Origin of the sequence: Streptomyces sp. NPDC006739, assembly GCF_042869815.1 — a bacterium.
Classification (GTDB): Bacteria; Actinomycetota; Actinomycetes; order Streptomycetales; family Streptomycetaceae; genus Streptomyces.
Window position 1 is genome coordinate 56,450 of the sequence record NZ_JBIAGM010000013.1, and the last position, 16,603, is coordinate 73,052.

Here is a 16,603-nt window from a genome sequence, read left to right on the forward strand (position 1 = left end):
CAGGCGTACACACATCCTGTCCGGTGAGCTCAGGACGTTGTGTACTGAACAGTCAGAAACCTAGGCGGTTCTGTACCGAGTTGTCAAGTGCGACAGGTCAGCCCTCGCCCACCATGACGATGCCCGGAATGTTGAGTTTGGGCTTCTAGGTGATCACGGGCTTGGCCAGCAGCAAGGCACCGATCAGGGCCGGGGCCGCGAAGGCGACGTTCACGTACATCACCCACCGCCACGACGCCCATTCGGTGAGCATGCCGCCGAGCAGCAGCGCGAACCGCTCGATGGCTTCGCCGCCAAGACGGCCCTGGAGATCGGCACCTCCGACCCCGAGGTGAAACGCCTGGCCAACGACTGCTTCTCCGTAGTCCGCACGGCGGTGGCCGAGTGCGTGCGAGCGGCCCAGCGCAACGGCGACATCGACCCCGACGCGGACCCCGACGACCTCGCCTACCTCCTGCTGACCATCATCCGCGGGACCGATGTCGTAGGCGCGTACGGCCACAGCCCCGACCGCCTGACCTCGATCGCGGAAAGCGCGTTCGCCCTGCTGCCCCGCCCCCGTCACCCCTGACAAGGACACAGCCGGCCTCGTCGCACAGGCACCTGATGCGGTCGACCTACATCTACGCTGCCGAGGCACGGCCCGCAGGTTCACGCGCCGCCGGACGGTCATCTGGGCGGCTGGCGAAGCTGTGCCCGCATCCTGTCGAGTTGCTCCACCGCATGCGCGCTACGCCGCGACCGGTGGCCGCGACTACGAGGCCTGGGACCGGATCCTCGACGGGATCGGCCGCTGCGCGACCCGGCTCATGCAGTACTCCGGTGACCCGATCCACCCGGACTGGCCGGCCGCCGCCGTACAGGCCGTCACCGCCGCGGCAGGCGTCACCTTCAAGGACGGCGCGCTGGCCGAGCCGACCCACCGCGCCCTGGCCCAGGCGCTGCTCACGACCGTGCGACGGGCCGACGCGTACTTCCTAATCAGCCCGGACGACTTGCACCAGATAGCAGCCTATTTCTCCGGTACATGACCCTCCCGGCCACCCACACACCCGCGGAGCTGGCCGTTCGGCCTTCAGGTGCGCGCGGACGTCTGCAGGAACAGCTCCAGCAGTGCCAGCAGCGTCTCGGGAGCGTCCTCGGTCGGGAAGTGGCCGGCGCCCGGGATCTCGACCACGGGTGCGTCGGGGTAGGCCAGATGGAACGACGGGATCACGTACTGGGGCAACAATGCGGTGTCCCGCATCCCGACCGCCAGCATTGCCGGCACGGCGCGCAGCGCGGCGACGGCTTCCATGGGCGGCGGGCCGGGCGGCGGGCCCTGCGGGCCCTCCAGGACCTGCCGGGGGAACGCGATGACACCGCGGCGCTCAGCCGGGGGCGAAAAGGGGCTGGAGTACGCGCGGATCCAGGTCGGCGTGGCGATCTCCGGTCGGGCGACATGTTGCAGGTCGATCATCAGCTGGGCGATGGTGTGACCCGCCTGTCCGAGGATCTGCTCGAACGAACCGTCCGCGAGCGCCGACTGGGCCCACCGGAACCACCGGCTCTCGGCGCCGTTGGCCATCATCAGATCGCCGATGCCCTCGGCGAGAGGCAGCACGGTGTTCACCGCGAAGATCCGGGAGATCCGGCCGGGATTACGCAATGCGAACCCGGCGCCGATGGGGCCGCCCCAGTCACGGACCACCAGGGTGATGTCCGTGAGGTCGAGCGTGTCGACGAGCAACGATTCGAGATTCAGGATGTGTTCGCTCGCGTCGTACGTGCGATCCTGGGGCGTCTCGCTCTTGCCGAAGCCCATGTGGTCGGGAACGACCACCCGATGGTGACGTGACAGCGGCCCGATCAGGTGGCGCCACTCGTAGCCCCACGTGGGCTCACCGTGCAGCATGACGATCGTCTGACCGGGCCACTCGGGGCCCTCGTCGACATAATGCTGACGGAAGCCGGCCGCCTCGTTGAAAAGGGCGGGATACGGCCACGTGCCGCCGAACGTCTCGTCAGCAGCAATCACGGGACATCGTGCCTTCCTGTGCGGTGTTGTACGCACTGACCGCGGTCATGAGGTCCTCCGAAGCATTTGGTTCTGAAGCAGCCTTCATCGGCTGGCTCGTTCTTGCGCCGAGCTGCGTGCGACGCCCTGAACGTCACGAGTTCAACGTCCAAGCCGCCATCGCGGCGTCGCGGTCCTACAAACCCGGACCAAGCTGTCCGGCGAGCTCAGGGCCATTGTGTACTGAACAGTCAGGAACCTAGGCGGTTCTGTACTGACTTGTCAAGAAGGGCAGGACGGCTTTACCTTCTATGTATGGCCAGACCACGAAGCTTCGACCCCGACCACGTCCTGCATGCCGCCGAGCGGCAGTTCCGCACCTCGGGCTACAACGGCACGAGCGTCGACGACATCAGCGCCGCCACCGGCCTGGGCCGCGGCAGCCTCTACGCCGCGTTCGACGGCAAACACGGCGTGCTGCTGCAGGCGATGGCCGGCTACTTCGCCCGACTGGGGCAGGGTCCGCGGAAGATGCTCGCCGGACCGGACGAGGGCGCCCTGGAACGACTGCACGCGTACCTGCTCCGCGCCGTCCACGGGGTGCCACTCGCCGCCGACGTACCCCCCGCCCCCGACCGGACGGCCGCAGCCTGCTTCGCCGCCAAGATGGCCCTGGAGATCGGCGCCTCCGACCCCGAGGTGCAACGCCTGGCCAACGACTGCTTCTCCGTAGTCCGCACGGCGGTGGCCGAGTGCGTGCGAGCGGCCCAGCGCAACGGCGACATCGACCCCGACGCGGACCCCGACGACCTCGCCTACCTCCTGCTGACCATCATCCGCGGGACCGATGTCGTAGGCGCGTACGGCCACAGCCCCGACCGCCTGACCTCGATCGCGGAAAGCGCGTTCGCCCTGCTGCCTCGCCCCCGCCACCGCTGACAAAGGCGCGGCCGACCTCGTTGCGTGGTGGCAGCGCCCCTTCCCCGGCGCCAACACCCTCCTGCTGCCCGGCCGGCAACCGGCCCTGGTCGACACCGGTTCGTCGGCCACGCCGACGAAACCGCCGCCTCTGCCCGCACACACGCCGGAAACGTCGACCTGGTCGTCAACACCCACTGGCACTCCGACCACGTCGGCGGCAACGCCCTCCTCCATGCCCAGGGCTCCGCCATCGCCGCCGACACCCCTGAGGCCGACGCGAACACCCGCCGCGACCCCGGCTGCTGCGCCGGGAGGAGGTGCCCGGCCTGCACGCTCGGTGATCTGTATCTTGTTCGCCGCTCCGCCGGAGCAGCCCAAGGTCATTCCTGGACACCGTCGTCGTCTTCGTTCAGCTCCGGCGCGTCCGGGGCGCGCAGCGTGCGCAGGCGCCGACGGCGAAACGCTGGCTCAACGCGCTGGACTTGACAGAGAAGGCGCCGCGACGACGGGGCAGACCGTCCAGGAGCTGATGCCCGTCCGCCGTCGGTGCTCCGGGCTTCACCTGAAACGGCGATACCACCACACATGTTGCACCTGCTAGCGTCCATCAAACCGACGCTGAACTGCGCAAAACCGAATGAGTCTGCCTCGCGCTACGGGTGCTGCCCAAGAGAACCCATGTCCTCAAGATGATATTGACGGAAGTGGATGCTGTGATCTTCGGTCGCGCTCTGCACGTTGACCGGAACGGTGACCAGTCCGAAAGAAATGGCGCCGGACCATACGGTGCGGGGCATCAGCAAAAGCTCCCTGCTTGCCCCGAGCACCACCAGCCTACGAACGGCTCCGGCGCCCCGCCCGCTCGCTCCCGGCCCGCGCCGCACCCTGAACAGGTGACCGACACGCCACAGACCGTCGTCTACCGCCGGCCCAGAACGGTGGCAGGCGGGTCCGCGTCGACAGCCGGTTCGTGGGCATGGCCTACACGATGCTCGACATCGCCGAATTCCTGCGTGGACCCGGTTCCGAAGACCTGGATCTCGAGGACCTGGCGGGCGGCGGCCTGGGTGGAGTGGCAGGGCGCCGGGCCGGACGATTGGGCGCCGCCCGGCTAGGGTCCATCACTCCATGTCTCTCGTGCCGCCGCTTGCACCGGTGCAGTAGTGCGCAGCCGATGCCTCAGGGACTCACTGGGAAGACGACGCCGTAGTCCCGCGCGAACTGGTTGACCTCCGCCACCGAGCCGGCCATCGAGCGCAGGTAGAAGGCATACGCCACGGACCCGGTCTGCGCCGCGTTCAGGCACAGTGACCAGCGGTTGCCGGGCCGGTCGAAAACGCGGTGCGCACCCGCCCCTCCAGGCCCTCGGCCGGCGGCACCCGCAGCAGCGCTGCGATCCTTACGTACACGCGCAGCGCGTCCATCTGCGCCGGGCGCAGTTCGACCGGCCTCTCGCCCTCCCCCGGCTCGTGCTGCGGCGCGGGGCCGGGCTGGCGTCGGTGTAGGTGAGCACGTCGTGACCGGAAGGGGTGAGGCGGGCTGCCCACAGGATCGGCCGCTGCTCGTACGCGGACAGCTCCGCCCGCATCTCCCGGTCAGCCAGTTCCGCAAGCCCGGGCCTGGCCGCCGCCTCCACCGCCTGCTGATGCTGCGGGAGGAAACCGCCCGGCGGTACCCAGCCCTGGGCGCTTCTCGCTCCCGCTCACGCAGCGCCCGCAGTCCCTCGAGCCAGGCAGTCCTGCCCCGCATCCCCCACCCCAGCCCATGTATCGCCGACACCGGAGAACCGACGGTAGAAGCCCGGCCTGTGTGAGCGTGCGAAAACACCCGCAAGATCACCGGACCGTGCCCGGCGAGCAGGTGGCACAAGCTGAGGTTCGCTGTGCCAGGACAACGCGTAGTTGTCCTTCGCCAAGTGATCTTGACCGATTGCCACGCGAGTTTGACCGATCCCGCGGCCCGTGCTGCACGCCTCGTTAGGCTCGGCTTCCATGGCTGGCAAAGACGTCGCGCACAAGCGCCGCTTTCTCGTATTGCACGACTACGGCATGGGTGGCTCGTGGTGGTGGGTCCGTGCGCGGTCGGCGCGGGAGGTGCGCGAAGCGTTCGCCTGGGTCGAGGTGGTCGCCGACCCGGAGACCGTGGCCCGGTTCGAGACGGAGGACCTAGAGGAAGCCGACATCGACGCGCTCCGGATGCCTGCGGGCCTGGACGAGCTGCGAGCCGAGCGCGACGCGCAGCGCGGGCGGGAGGGCTTCGGTGTATTCGCGGACAGGAACGTCGTGTACCTGCGTCGCCGCTGGGACGAGGAGGGCGATGAACCGGTCGACTACCTGATGGAGGTGGGCTCCGACGGGCGTCGGATCCGCCAGGTGGAACTGCCGCAGAGCGGGGCTGTTCTGCGCAGTGGTCCCGACGACTGGCCGTTCAATCCGCCAGTGGTGGACCTCTTCGACCCGGCGCTGGTGGGTCAGGAGATCAGCCGGAGCGACTTCGAAGAGCAGTGGGCACAGGCCCGTCCAGCAGACTCCGGCCACTAGAAACCTCTTCGACCGGTCAAACTCGCTTGGCAACCGGTCAAGATCACCTGTCAGAGGACAGTAGTGGCCCCGGTTTGCTGCGGTCGCCGCTGCACATAAAAATCGAACTCATGACCGAGCTGCCGCCTGACCTTGCGCGTCTCCGCGCGATCCTGCGGTATCTCGACGAGCAGCTCGCCGGCAACGAAACCGTCGGTATCTACCTGCTGCTCCAGCGTGACGCGGCCCGCATAGCCCTCGCTGCCGCCGAGAGACGAGCCGCGCCGCAGCGGCCATCCCGACCGCGGCGTGCGGCTCCGGCTCCGGCTCCGGCTCCGGCTCCGGCCAACGGGTCTGCCTCCAGCGCACCCCAGCGGACCGGATACGTCATCGAGCCGAAGAAGCACCCGAAGCATCCTGCGCCCGCGCTCTACCACCTCGCGGACTGCACCATGCCCCAGCGCGAGACGTCACGGATCACCCCGGATCAGATCCGTCTCGGGCTCCGTGACCCTCTCGGCATCCTCGCGGCCTGCGAGTTCTGTGGGCCAGGGAAGAAGCTGGACACCGGTGACTAGTGCCGCGTCAGGGAGCCCTTGCCCCATTCCTGAGCGAGCGGAGGCGGCTCATCGACGGCCTGTTCGCGGGACGCTACCGCAGTGCTGCCTTCAGGCGGGCCAGCTGTGCCAGCAGCTCGGCCGGGGCGAGCGACCGGGCGCCGGTGAATGCCTGGTCCGGGAGCATGGTGCGCGGTCCTGAGTCGTCCAGGTAGCGCGGCAGGACGTGGGTGTGCACGTGGGCCACGGAGTTGTTCATGCACTGGTAGTTGATCTGCGCGGGCGCGTAGACGCGATGAATCGCGGCGCCGACGGTCCGAACCGCGGACCAGTAGCCCGTGACCTCCGCGTCGGTGAACAGCGCGGGATCGGGCACGTGCCGACCCCGGAACACCACCACGCTGTACCCCGGGCTCGCGGGCCGCTTCAGCAGGTACGCGTCGGCGAACGAATCGGCGTACCAGCGGACGCCCCACTCGTCCTCGTCCGGGCGGCCCTGCGCACACTTGGCGCACCCCTCCCCCACCCATTCCACTTCCCACGAATCCGCCCAAGTCCTGGCCACGGACCAGAGGCTAAGGCACTGCGGCAGCAGGGAACGAGTGCCGCCGACCACATCAAGAAGACCAAGAACCGGTCCAAGTTCCTGGAGTTCTGCCGCTACCTGCGCTCGCTGCACCCGGCGGACGTGCGCATTGCGATCATCTGCCTCACCGGCCGTCGCCGCCTCCGTCCCGACTCGCCGGAGCCTCTCCTGCGCCGGCAGGACGCGTGCCGCGACCGCATGTTCGCCGGAGGGCTGCTGTGAACCCCGAGCACTACCACCTCACCCCGACCGCAGGCGGCCGGTTGATGATGCAGGGATGGTGGGGTAGTGAGAAGACCGCGTGCCGGCAGTTCTCCACCTGGATCGGTGAGCGCGGCGCACTGCCCGGCACACGCATCATCCTCACCTACATGGAGACCGGTCAGACGCTCCTGACCTGGCCGGAGCGACCGTGACCGGAGGATCGGCGCGGTCGGTTACTCCGCCGGATCTTCCTCGGCACGCCGGACCGCCTTCTTCACGGCCTGCTCCAGCTCGTACCCCACTCCCCGGTCTCCTTGGCCACCAGTCCAGCACGTTGTCCAGCGAGGGCGGAGGCAAGGCCGGATCAGCAAACCCAAAGCTCACCAAATTCATCCCACTGACTGCGGCCGCCTTCAGTACGTCGGCCGCACCACCACTTTCGCCCAGACAGCAAGCAGCGGGGTCGTCGGGCTACTCGCCCCGCCGCGGCACGGTCACCCATGGACGGGCTGGTCGTTCTCCGCGGGCTGGGGCGGCCGGGAGACGCTGGACGTCACGCTGGTGGAACCGGAGCTGGTGGTGGAAGTCGGCGTCGACGTCGCCCCCGATGCCCTCCGGCCGGTGGCGCCACCCTGCAAGCCTGCACCGTGCCCGCCCCGACCTCTCCGCCGTCGACGTCCCCCTGAAAACTAAGCATCGAGCCGGCGTTTTGATTTCTGTAATCCCGCGTAGCTCATCGGCAGTAGCCACGGTGGCAGTTCACCGGCGTTGACCTTAGGCTCAGATTGCGACCGACCGACGTGCGCACCATGAGGGGTCACACATGCAGGTAAGTGTCGTGTTCGCTGCGCACAACGAGGGACAGCGGTTGACGCGTTCACTGGCGGCCTGCATCGAGAGCATCAGCGATCTCGATTACGAGATTGTGGTGGTGGATGACGCGTCGACGGACGGTTGTGTCATCACCGCGGAAGAGCTTTTTCCGCAGATTCGTACAGTCCGCAACGAGCATCGCGTCGGGGTCTCCGCGGCCAAGGACCGGGGGGCTCGGGAGGCGCGCGGCGACGTTCTGGTGTTCCTCGACGGCCACACGAAACCCCTGCAGGGCAGCATCGAACGGCTGGTTTCGGTGGTCGAACTGCTGTCGGGCTCCGCCGTGGTGACACCCCGGATCATGGCCCTGGACGAGGAGCGGTGGGAACTCGACCATTCGCGTTCAGGAAATGGCTACTTCGTCGACCTGTTGACCCTTGACTGCGGATGGCTTGGCCTCGAAGAGCTGCGCGTTGTACGCGAATCGGGACTCCGGCTCCATGAATCACCCGCGCTGATCGGATGCGCTCTCGCGGTCGACAGGAAATTGTACGCACGGCTCTATGGGTTCGATCCTCGCATGTTGAGCTGGGGCGTCGAGGATCTCGACCTGAGCATCAAGTGCTGGCTACTCGGTCATCGGATCCTGCACGACCAGGAAGCGGTCGTCGGACATCGCTTCAGGGACGCCTTCGACGACTATGACGTGCAGCCGGATCACCTGCTGCACAACCAGATAAGGACAGCGTTCAAGAATTACGGTCATGCCGCTTTCGGCGACTGGCTGGAGGCCAGGCGGCTGCGTGAGAACGAGTCGCTGGAGGAACATCCGGAAGGTCTGTGGGCGCGGTCCTGGCAGCTCTTCGGGGAGCAGCGCGCCAGTGCGGAGCAGGAGCGCGGCTACCTGCACGCACGGCGGGTCAGGGACGAGATCTGGTACGCGCGTCGCTTCGGTCTGGACTGGCCGCGCCTGGGAGGCGCCCCCGCCGAGGCGTTGTCCTTCCCCCTCGCTGCCGGCCCGAGCCCCTCGCCGCCGCCGTGCTCGGTCTCCGGCGTCACCCCGGGCACGGTCACCGTGCCGGTCGGGGCCGCCGTGCGGTTCACCGCACAGGGCCAGAGCGTCGCATCCGTCAGCTGGACGACCGCGCCTCCTGGCACGCCGGCATCCGGGAACGGCGCGAGCTTCGCCCCCAAGTGGACCACAGCCGGCGCCAAGCAGGTGACGGCGAGCTGCGGCGCGTCGAGTGCCTCGGCCACGGCGACCGTAGTGGCCGTCACCCCCGTGCTCACCCCTCATGACAACTTCACGGGCCGCAGCACGACCCGCTTCGGTATCGGCGAGATCATCGACCTGTCCTTCCGGACCGTGCCCGGCGCCAGCGCAGCCCAGCTGGGCGGGCTGCGCTGGTCCATCACCAGCGGCGGCGGGACGCTCACCGGGACCGCCGGCAACGACGGGATCGGCGTCTTCACCGCCGCGGGTACGCCGGGCTCGGTGACCCTGGCGCTCAAAGTGGTGGGCGGCCCGGCAGCCGGTGCCACCGCGGCCACCAGGACGATCACCGTCGTCGCCCCGAGTGACGCGCTGATGGCGCAGAAACCCGGGACCGGCATCAAGCACACCACGGGTACCTGGTCGGTCGGTTTCCTGGGCGAGATCTTCATGCGCCCCACCGATGTGTCCTTCGCACAGGCCGTGATGCGGGAGGGTACGGTCGCGGGCGTGGGTTCCGGGTATCTGGCCGGTCTCAACGGCATCGTGCATCCCCTCGGCGGGATTGTCACCATCGGCACCGGCGACGCCGCCAAGGGGTCGAAGGTCAATGGCACCGACACGGTCAACTCCGGGAACCTTGGGACGCCGTTCTCCGCCGGAGACTTCCTCTGGGCTATCCCGTGGCTGTTCGGGCTGACCGGCACGACCCCGGCTACGCAGTTCACCACGGCGAACCACCACATGACCGCGGACTCCACGGGACGCGCGACCATTGAGAAGAAGGGCGCGGGGCCGTTCTCCCGGGTGCCCGCCGACCCGACCACCAACTTCTGATCGGGGGCGACATGGACCACAACGACGCGCTGGACCACCTGGACGCGCTGGGCCATCGTCCGGACTTGGATGTGCTGGAGAGGACCGCGGACGCGCTCGAACGGACACTGCGGTCCGACGATCCGGCGGGCCACCCGCGGTTCGTCCTGGAGCTCTGCGGACGGCTCAATTCCTACGAGCACGGCGACTGGGAGCGCCAGGACCGGCTCGTCCGCAAGTACGCCGGACTCGCCTTGCACGGCCCCGTCGAGCTGCCGGTGGAACTTGAGCTCCCGCTGCTCGAACACCTCGTCCCGGTCGCGCCCACGCCTTCCGGCGACCAAACACGCTGGCGCGACGACCGGCGCGAGTTGGCCACCCGTTGGCTGCGCGGACTGGCCCGTCTCGACCAGGAACGCGACCCGGACTTCGACCTCGGTGACGTGCCCGCGATCAACGTGGCCGTACCCGAGGACGTACTGCCGGCGGGCGTCGCCGCGGAGCACGTCCAGGATCCCGCGCTGCGCCGACGCTACCTCGACGCCGTCGCGGCCAACCAGGCGCACTCGGCCCGCTACGCCCGCCAACTGGAACTGCTGCGGCTCGCTCAGCGCTACCGCCCCGTGGTCGAGCGGCATCTGGCCGCCGGATACGCGCAGCCGCCCGACGACCTTCCCGAACTGCGCAGACTCCTCGCCGAGCAGGTGTCCGACGCGGATTGGCGGGCCGCCCTCGAGGCCGCCGTAGAGCGGCGACGGCAGGGCGATTCATGACGACCCCTGGGCCGACGCCCCGGCGACCTCCCCCCGCCGCACCGTCGTCCTCCGTACAGCCGGTACGTCCCTACGACACCGCGGCGCGGCTGCGGCGGCTGCTGGGGGCACCTGAGGAGGACGGTCCGGCGATCCTCGACTGGCACACCGGCGCCGGCCTGGCCGCCCTGTTGCCCGAGTACCCCGTCTTCGCCCCGCACGGCACCGGACTCCACCTGCCGTACCTAGACCATACGATCGACACGGTCGTCATGGCCGCGGGTGACCTGGGGCGCCTAGAGGAGGCCCGCAGAGTCGCCAGACGGTTCGTGCTCGTCCACGGGCCGACCGGGCTGATTCCCGTCTGGTCCGCGACACCGCCCCGCACACCGCCGAGGCCCTGCCCGACACCAGTCACCGGGGCGCGGCGGGTACTGCTGTGCGCGCCCCAGCTGCCCGACTTCGACCGGCAGAGCGGCAGCAGACGGATGCAGGACTTCCTGAGGCTGTTCACCGATACCGGGGTCCAGGTGACCTTCCTGACCGACTCCACCCAAGGCCAGCAGCGCTACGCCGACCTGCTCCGCCGACGTGGCGTCGTACTCCGCACCACGGCGGAGGAAGGCTGGCCGCGGATGCTCGCCTCCGGCCGCTTCGACGTGGCCGTGGTGGCGTTCTGGCATCTGGCCGAACGTCTGCTTCCCGTGCTGCGTGCGTACGCGCCCGACATGCCGGTGGTCGTGGACAGCGTCGATCTGGAGTTCCTCCGCCTGGCCAGGCGCGCCCGTCTCAGTCCCGAGGAGGACGACCCGGACCAGCGGCGGCGCGACCGCGCCGCCGAACTCGCCGTCTACGCCGCCGCCGACGCGGTCCTGACGGTGTCACAGGCGGAGGCCGCACGGCTGCGGGCGTCGCTGCCGGAACAGTCGTCGAACGTGTTCGTGGCGCCCGACGGAGAGGCCGCCCAGCCAGGCCCTGCCCGGTTCGCGGACCGGCGCGGGATCATCTTCCTGGCCAACTTCTGGCACCGGCCCAACATCGACGGTCTCGACTACCTGGCCGACGAGATCGTGCCCAGGCTCGACCGCGAGTTGTTGGCCGAGCATCCGCTGCTGGTGGTGGGCAACGGAGCGGACGAGCGAGTCGCCGCCACGGTCGCCCGCATACCCCACGGCGAGTTGGTCGGCTGGGTCCCCTCGGTCGTACCGTACCTGCACCGGGCCAGGGTCGCGGTGCTGCCGCTGCGCTTCGGCGCGGGCACCAAGCGCAAACTCATCCAGGCGCTCCTGGCCGGAACCCCCGCCGTCTCTTCTACGGTCGGCATCGAGGGGCTGCCGGTCCACGACGCTGCCGAACTTCTCGTAGCCGACGGCCCGGACGATTTCGCCGCCGCGACCGCCCGGCTGCTGCGCGAGCCCGAGCTGTGGCGGCGACTGGCCGAGGCGGGCCGCCGGGCGGTGACGCGCGAACACGACCTCGACGTGGCCGCCGAATCCTTCGCCACGGCGATCCGCACGGTACTCAGCCGACGAGGGCCGGTATCCGTCCGGCCAAGCCCGACGAACACTCGGAGACGGGTGTTGGTGGTCGGAGTCGTACTCGCCGAAGTCCCCAACAACGCCGCCGCGACGCACGCCGAACTGGCCGTGGCCCGCGAACACGTGGTGGAGCAGCGGTGGGCCGCCATAGGCCGGATCCCGGACGGCATACCCGACTCGGCGATCGGTCTCACCGTCGAGGAGATGGTGCCCAAGTGTGTCCTGATCGCCCGGCTGCTACGGGACATCGATCTCGACGCCTACGACCACCTGGTGGTCTGCGACGACGACATGACGCTTCCGGCCGGGTTCCTCGACAGGTTCCTGGAACTGCAGTCCCGGTGCGGTTTCAGTCTCGCCCAGCCGGCCCGGACAGAGTCCTCCTACATCGACCATCCGATCGTGCAGCGCCAGCCCGGCGTGCTGGCCAGACAGACACTGTTCGTGGAGTCGGGCCCAATGGTCAGCATGGACCGGTCGGCATTCCCGCACCTGCTGCCCCTTCCCTCGGAGTCGCCCATGGGCTGGGGGCTCGAGGAGGTCTGGTCGCGGCGGCTGACCGACGCCGGGCTGAAGCTGGGGATCGTTGACGACGTCCCCGTCGAGCACGGGATGCGCAGGCCCACCACGCACTATCGGTGGCAGGACGCCGAACGGGACCGTCAGCACCTGCTCGCCGCCCACCCGCATCGGCCCCTGGCGGACTGTCTCAGGGTCCTCGACGTGATCGCCTCGGAGCCGCAGGCATGAGCCCCGGGCCAGCGATCAGCGTGGTCGTCCCGACCTTCGACAGGGCAGCGCTGCTGCGCGGCTGCCTCGACAGCTTCGCGCGGCAGACGCTGGGCCACGACGCCTACGAGGTGATCGTCGTGGACGACGGCTCGACCGACGACACGGCACTGGTGTGCGCCGGAGCCGACCACACATTTCCGCTGCGGTACTACCGGACCGTACACGCAGGGACATCGGCGGCCAAGAACCTCGGTCTCTTCCTGGCACGAGCGCCCATCGTGCTCTTCTTCGACGACGACGACGTGGCGGCCCCGGACCTGCTCGCCGAGCACCTCGCCGGGCACCGCGAGCACCCGGAGGAGACCGTCGCCGTGCTCGGCCACACCGGCTGGGCGCCCCAGCTGCCCGTCTCCCATCTCATGCACTACGTGACCGAGGTCGACGGTCTACTCTACGACTACGGGCACATGACCGACGGGGCCCGGTACGATTTCCGCCACTTCTGGGCCGGGCGTCTCTCCTGCAAACGCGGTCTGCTGGTGAGCCGGGCTTTGTTCCGCTCCGCCTTCGACGTCGGCCTGGAGGACATCGAGCTGGGGTGGCGGCTGGACCGTTACGGCCTGCGCGTCGCGTACCGAAGTTCCGCCCGCCAGTTCACCGCCAGACCGGTCACGCTGGACGGGTTCCTGGACCGCTGCAGTCGCCACGGCCGGGCTCGTCGTGCCCTGGCCGCCGCATACCCACAGGACCCCGTCATCCAGGACTACTGCGTCGTGCACGCGGACCCGGACCGCCGGGCCGCCCGAAGCCGGCTCTTCGCGGACCGGACGGCCGCCGCACGCGCTCTGGAGGCCCGCCTGGGCCCGCACATCGATCCACACCATCCCCGGACGGCGGTGGACGAGCTCTACAGGCTCTACGGCTGGTGTTTCCGGGCCGCCATGACACGCGCCGAGGACATCCGCCCGAGCCACTATGCCCCGCCGCAGACCATGTCCACACAGGGCCGGCCCGGACCGACCCGCCCGCGGCCGGCCGCCGCCCCGCCGCGACGCGCCGAGGAAGCGGCCAGATGAACGGACCGACCGAGTGGCCCGCGCCCGACCCGGCCACGGCCACGGCACCCGTCTTCATCGTCGGCAGCCCCAGGTCGAGCACGAACGCGCTGGCCTACGCACTCGCCACGCACACGGCGCTGTGGACCTCGGGAGAATCACGCTTCCTGGCCGAGCTGTTCGGCCACGACAGGGTCGACTGGGTATACGACCGGGCCTACCGGTCGCCCGGCCAGCACTGGCTGGCGATGCAGGGTGTCACCAGAGAAGAGTTCCTGCGGAGCCTCGGAGCCGGTATCGACGCGCTGTTCCGCAGCCGGACCGACGGCCGCCGGTGGATCGACCACACGCCGCCCTACGTCTTCATCGCCGACATCCTGGCGGACATGTTCCCGACCGCGCATTTCATCCACATCATCAGGGACGGCAGACGCGTGGTCGACTCGATGATCAACTTCGGGAAGAGGCCCGACGCTCATGACGGCGAAGGCGTAGAACTCCCTCTGTGGGCGACCGACTTCAACGAAGCCTGCCTGACCTGGGCAAGCAGCGTGCGGGCGGGGCTCGAGTTCTGCTCGCGATTCCCCGGGCGCGCGCGAACGGTGGTCAGCGAAGACCTGACCGCGCGGCCCGAAGCCGAGTTCGCGATGCTGCTGCGCTTCCTCGGCCTGCCGTACGAGCCGGGACCCGCGCAATGGCTGTCGACCCACCGCATCAACTCCAGCTACCAGGCCAGTGACCGCGGCCGGACCGCCGCCGACCAGAACGGCTGGCACACCTGGTCGGCAGCCCAGCAACGCATCTTCGACCAGTACGCGGCCCAGCTCCTCACCCTCCACGGCATCGCGCGATGACTCCGGAGGGGACACTGCTGATCAGCTTCTGCAACCTTGCCGGGGACGACGATCCCCCGCTGGCCCTGCTGTCCGCGTCGGGGGAAGGCACCCCGCTCGTACCGGCTAGCACCCTGCCCGGCATCGGCGGGATAACAGGGCTCGCGGCCGACGAGCGCTTCGTGTACGCGGCGGCGCAGGTGCCGGGGCGGCTCGGCAGACCGCCGAACAACACCGCCTACTCCGAACTGCTCATCTTCGACAGAGCCGCACTGCGACCGCACGCGCGGTACCGGTTCCGGCTGGCCTTCGACGTCCACTCCCTGGCCGTGGTGGACGGCGGCCTGGTCGCGGTCTCCACCGGAACCGACGCCCTCGTCGCGCTGACCCTCCACGAGGGTCACGTGGTCGACGAGCACATGCACTGGCGGGCCGACCCGCTGGGGTCCGACGGGGACCATCTGCACCTCAACGCACTGACCCGCCACGGCGACGCCCTGCTCGTCTCGGGGTTCGGCCGGAGGGACGGCCGTACCTGGAGCACCGCCCACCGGGGTTTCGTCCGGACGGTCGGCGCCCTCGACGGCGCTCCCGGGCCGGTTGTCGCCAGCGACTTGGTCCACCCCCACTCGCTGCTCGTCGACGGCCCTGACCTTCTCCTGTGCGAGTCCCGCGACCGCACCGTGCGCACCCTGCGCGAGACCCTGTGCACGGCGCTGCCCGGCTACACCCGGGGCTTGTGCCGGCACGACTCGGCGGTCTACGTGGGCACCAGCGTGGGACGGCGCCACTCCCGCAGCCGGCCAGGAAGGCTGGGCAATCCCCGGGACACGGGGGATCCGTCGGGAGAGTGCACAATTGTCGCCCTGGACCCGGCGACCTGGCAGCCGACCTGGCAGACGACGCTGACGTGGCTGGCCCGCGAGGTGTACGACCTGTTGATACTGGATCCGCCGCCATCACCCTGCCCCGGGCACTGGCGCGCCACGTGAGCCCGTTCACTTGCGCAGCTCGCACCAGACCGTCCTGCGGTCCGGCCCCGCTCCACCGAGCCGTTCCAGACGCCCTCCCCCAACAGCGGTGCGGCGTCCAGGCGCTCGCACACCACGAGGCTCTCGGGCGGATGCGTAAGCCAGGGGCGTCACCGGGGCTCTGTCGGGGCGACCGCTGCTGGTCGATTGGAGTGAAACGGCCCGCACTGCGCCCGCTGACTGATCGTTTCGGGTGTACGCCAGCATGCCGCCTCTCGAAGTTTTGTGCACGCTTTGACTGGGCACCGGCAGCCGCGTGTGGCGTCGGCCTAGCCAGTCCGCTGGCCCCGACCGACTATCGCACCGACGGGAGCACAGCATGATCGGGACCCCCGAACCCTAGACAATGCCGCGGGGATGCCATCTCTGCCAGGTTGTGTCGAGGATGCGGTCGGCGCCCTGAAGCAGATGTTGGCGGAAAGGAGTGCACAACCACGTCACGGACATCTGGAACGGCGTCGGCGCCGACGTCCGGGCGCAGCTCATCTATCTCGACCCCGCCCCGCCAGTGGAGGGCGGCCCGGCGTGAGCGGACGGCTGGGACTTGCCTTCTGTCATGCCTTGGCGCACCGCTACCGGATCGTGACGGTACATCATGATCGGCCCACGCTCTTCCCGTCCCAGCACCCGAGCTACACCAATTCGTTGAAACTCGGCGCCAGGCTGCCAGCCAACGAACACCGCATCTGGTCAGTAGATGCGCAGGCGGTGGAGCACGTGGTTGAGGTGACGCTCGCCAGACCGGGAACAGTCGACCTCCTGGTGAACGCCGCAGGTACGTCGTACCGTGGATCTTTCCTCGACGAGCGCCGCCTGATCGACTCCTGGTTACTGAACCCGGAGTCGTCAACGTGTCCAGTACGTGTACCCGGCGCAGGGACAGAGCGCGTACGCCACCAGCAAGGCCGCGCTGAACACCTTTGCCGTGCACCTTTCTGACGAGCTGGGTGCGCTTGGTGTCCGTGTCAACGCGGTACTGCCCAAATCGTGGCCACGGAGAAAGTCATCGACGCCATAGTGGCGCTCGGCACCGGAAA

At 69.1% G+C, this 16,603-nt stretch carries 17 protein-coding genes and 3 pseudogenes; 16 read left to right on the forward strand and 4 right to left on the reverse strand.

Going from position 1 to position 16,603, the window contains the following annotated elements:
* Nucleotides 1-298: 298 nt before the first annotated feature.
* Nucleotides 299-571 (forward strand): annotated as a pseudogene (locus ACFYMM_RS25050) (TetR family transcriptional regulator C-terminal domain-containing protein); the annotation flags it as partial.
* Nucleotides 572-692: 121 nt separating this feature from the next.
* A complete protein-coding gene (locus tag ACFYMM_RS25055) occupies nucleotides 693-1,031 on the forward strand; it encodes a hypothetical protein (RefSeq protein WP_388390200.1) in 339 nt (112 codons plus the stop codon).
* Nucleotides 1,032-1,075: 44 nt separating this feature from the next.
* Here ACFYMM_RS25055 and ACFYMM_RS25060 read toward each other — a convergent pair whose 3' ends face one another.
* On the reverse strand, nucleotides 1,076-2,017 hold the full coding sequence (locus tag ACFYMM_RS25060) for an alpha/beta fold hydrolase (protein WP_388390202.1): 942 nt from the start codon (nucleotides 2,015-2,017) through the stop codon (nucleotides 1,076-1,078).
* A gap of 294 nt (nucleotides 2,018-2,311) precedes the next feature.
* Here ACFYMM_RS25060 and ACFYMM_RS25065 point away from each other — a divergent pair, with 294 nt between their 5' ends.
* Together ACFYMM_RS25065 and ACFYMM_RS25070 are read left to right on the forward strand one after the other, a co-directional pair.
* A complete protein-coding gene (locus ACFYMM_RS25065; RefSeq protein WP_388390204.1) occupies nucleotides 2,312-2,935 on the forward strand; it encodes a TetR/AcrR family transcriptional regulator in 624 nt (207 codons plus the stop codon).
* A gap of 27 nt (nucleotides 2,936-2,962) precedes the next feature.
* Nucleotides 2,963-3,403, forward strand: coding sequence for an MBL fold metallo-hydrolase (locus ACFYMM_RS25070; RefSeq protein WP_388390206.1), 441 nt, complete (start codon nucleotides 2,963-2,965; stop codon nucleotides 3,401-3,403).
* Between the two features lie 188 nt (nucleotides 3,404-3,591).
* Here the strand turns inward: ACFYMM_RS25070 and ACFYMM_RS25075 are convergent.
* Together ACFYMM_RS25075 and ACFYMM_RS25080 are read right to left on the reverse strand one after the other, a co-directional pair.
* Nucleotides 3,592-3,714: pseudogene (locus tag ACFYMM_RS25075) on the reverse strand (Ku protein); the annotation flags it as partial.
* A gap of 382 nt (nucleotides 3,715-4,096) precedes the next feature.
* Nucleotides 4,097-4,666 (reverse strand): DUF6417 family protein, encoded by a 570-nt coding sequence (locus tag ACFYMM_RS25080; protein WP_388390208.1) that lies wholly within the window; start codon nucleotides 4,664-4,666, stop codon nucleotides 4,097-4,099.
* A gap of 242 nt (nucleotides 4,667-4,908) precedes the next feature.
* On the opposite strand from ACFYMM_RS25080, the gene ACFYMM_RS25085 reads away from it, so the two are divergent.
* Both ACFYMM_RS25085 and ACFYMM_RS25090 read left to right on the forward strand, forming a co-directional pair.
* A complete protein-coding gene (locus ACFYMM_RS25085) occupies nucleotides 4,909-5,457 on the forward strand; it encodes a hypothetical protein (protein ID WP_388390210.1) in 549 nt (182 codons plus the stop codon).
* Nucleotides 5,458-5,567: 110 nt separating this feature from the next.
* Nucleotides 5,568-6,014, forward strand: coding sequence for a DUF6233 domain-containing protein (locus ACFYMM_RS25090; RefSeq protein ID WP_388390212.1), 447 nt, complete (start codon nucleotides 5,568-5,570; stop codon nucleotides 6,012-6,014).
* Nucleotides 6,015-6,087: 73 nt separating this feature from the next.
* Here the strand turns inward: ACFYMM_RS25090 and ACFYMM_RS25095 are convergent, their stop codons facing one another.
* The gene (locus ACFYMM_RS25095) at nucleotides 6,088-6,558 is read right to left on the reverse strand and encodes an HIT family protein (protein WP_388390214.1); all 471 of its coding nucleotides are present in this window, start codon (nucleotides 6,556-6,558) and stop codon (nucleotides 6,088-6,090) included.
* A 48-nt stretch (nucleotides 6,559-6,606) separates the two neighbouring features.
* On the opposite strand from ACFYMM_RS25095, the pseudogene ACFYMM_RS25100 reads away from it, so the two are divergent.
* The 10 genes and pseudogenes from ACFYMM_RS25100 to ACFYMM_RS25145 form a co-directional block, all read left to right on the forward strand.
* Nucleotides 6,607-6,702, forward strand: a pseudogene (locus tag ACFYMM_RS25100) (transposase); the annotation flags it as partial.
* A 95-nt stretch (nucleotides 6,703-6,797) separates the two neighbouring features.
* Nucleotides 6,798-6,995 (forward strand): hypothetical protein, encoded by a 198-nt coding sequence (locus ACFYMM_RS25105; protein WP_388390216.1) that lies wholly within the window; start codon nucleotides 6,798-6,800, stop codon nucleotides 6,993-6,995.
* 626 nt (nucleotides 6,996-7,621) lie between these two features.
* The gene (locus ACFYMM_RS25110; RefSeq protein ID WP_388390218.1) at nucleotides 7,622-9,646 is read left to right on the forward strand and encodes a glycosyltransferase; all 2,025 of its coding nucleotides are present in this window, start codon (nucleotides 7,622-7,624) and stop codon (nucleotides 9,644-9,646) included.
* Between the two features lie 11 nt (nucleotides 9,647-9,657).
* Entirely contained in the window at nucleotides 9,658-10,398 is a 741-nt protein-coding gene (locus tag ACFYMM_RS25115; RefSeq protein WP_388390220.1) for a hypothetical protein, read from the forward strand.
* Entirely contained in the window at nucleotides 10,395-12,665 is a 2,271-nt protein-coding gene (locus tag ACFYMM_RS25120) for a glycosyltransferase family 4 protein (protein ID WP_388390222.1), read from the forward strand. Before ACFYMM_RS25115 ends, ACFYMM_RS25120 begins: the two co-directional genes overlap by 4 nt.
* Nucleotides 12,662-13,723, forward strand: coding sequence for a glycosyltransferase (locus ACFYMM_RS25125; protein WP_388390224.1), 1,062 nt, complete (start codon nucleotides 12,662-12,664; stop codon nucleotides 13,721-13,723). Before ACFYMM_RS25120 ends, ACFYMM_RS25125 begins: the two co-directional genes overlap by 4 nt.
* Nucleotides 13,720-14,556: a sulfotransferase family protein gene (locus tag ACFYMM_RS25130; RefSeq protein ID WP_388390226.1), complete on the forward strand. Its 837-nt coding sequence runs from the start codon at nucleotides 13,720-13,722 to the stop codon at nucleotides 14,554-14,556. The genes ACFYMM_RS25125 and ACFYMM_RS25130 overlap by 4 nt, the downstream gene beginning before the upstream one ends.
* The gene (locus ACFYMM_RS25135) at nucleotides 14,553-15,527 is read left to right on the forward strand and encodes a DUF4915 domain-containing protein (protein WP_388390229.1); all 975 of its coding nucleotides are present in this window, start codon (nucleotides 14,553-14,555) and stop codon (nucleotides 15,525-15,527) included. The genes ACFYMM_RS25130 and ACFYMM_RS25135 overlap by 4 nt, the downstream gene beginning before the upstream one ends.
* Nucleotides 15,528-16,091: 564 nt before the next feature.
* Entirely contained in the window at nucleotides 16,092-16,505 is a 414-nt protein-coding gene (locus ACFYMM_RS25140; RefSeq protein ID WP_388390560.1) for a hypothetical protein, read from the forward strand.
* On the forward strand, nucleotides 16,477-16,584 hold the full coding sequence (locus ACFYMM_RS25145; RefSeq protein WP_388390542.1) for a hypothetical protein: 108 nt from the start codon (nucleotides 16,477-16,479) through the stop codon (nucleotides 16,582-16,584). Before ACFYMM_RS25140 ends, ACFYMM_RS25145 begins: the two co-directional genes overlap by 29 nt.
* The last annotated feature ends 19 nt before the right edge of the window (nucleotides 16,585-16,603 follow it).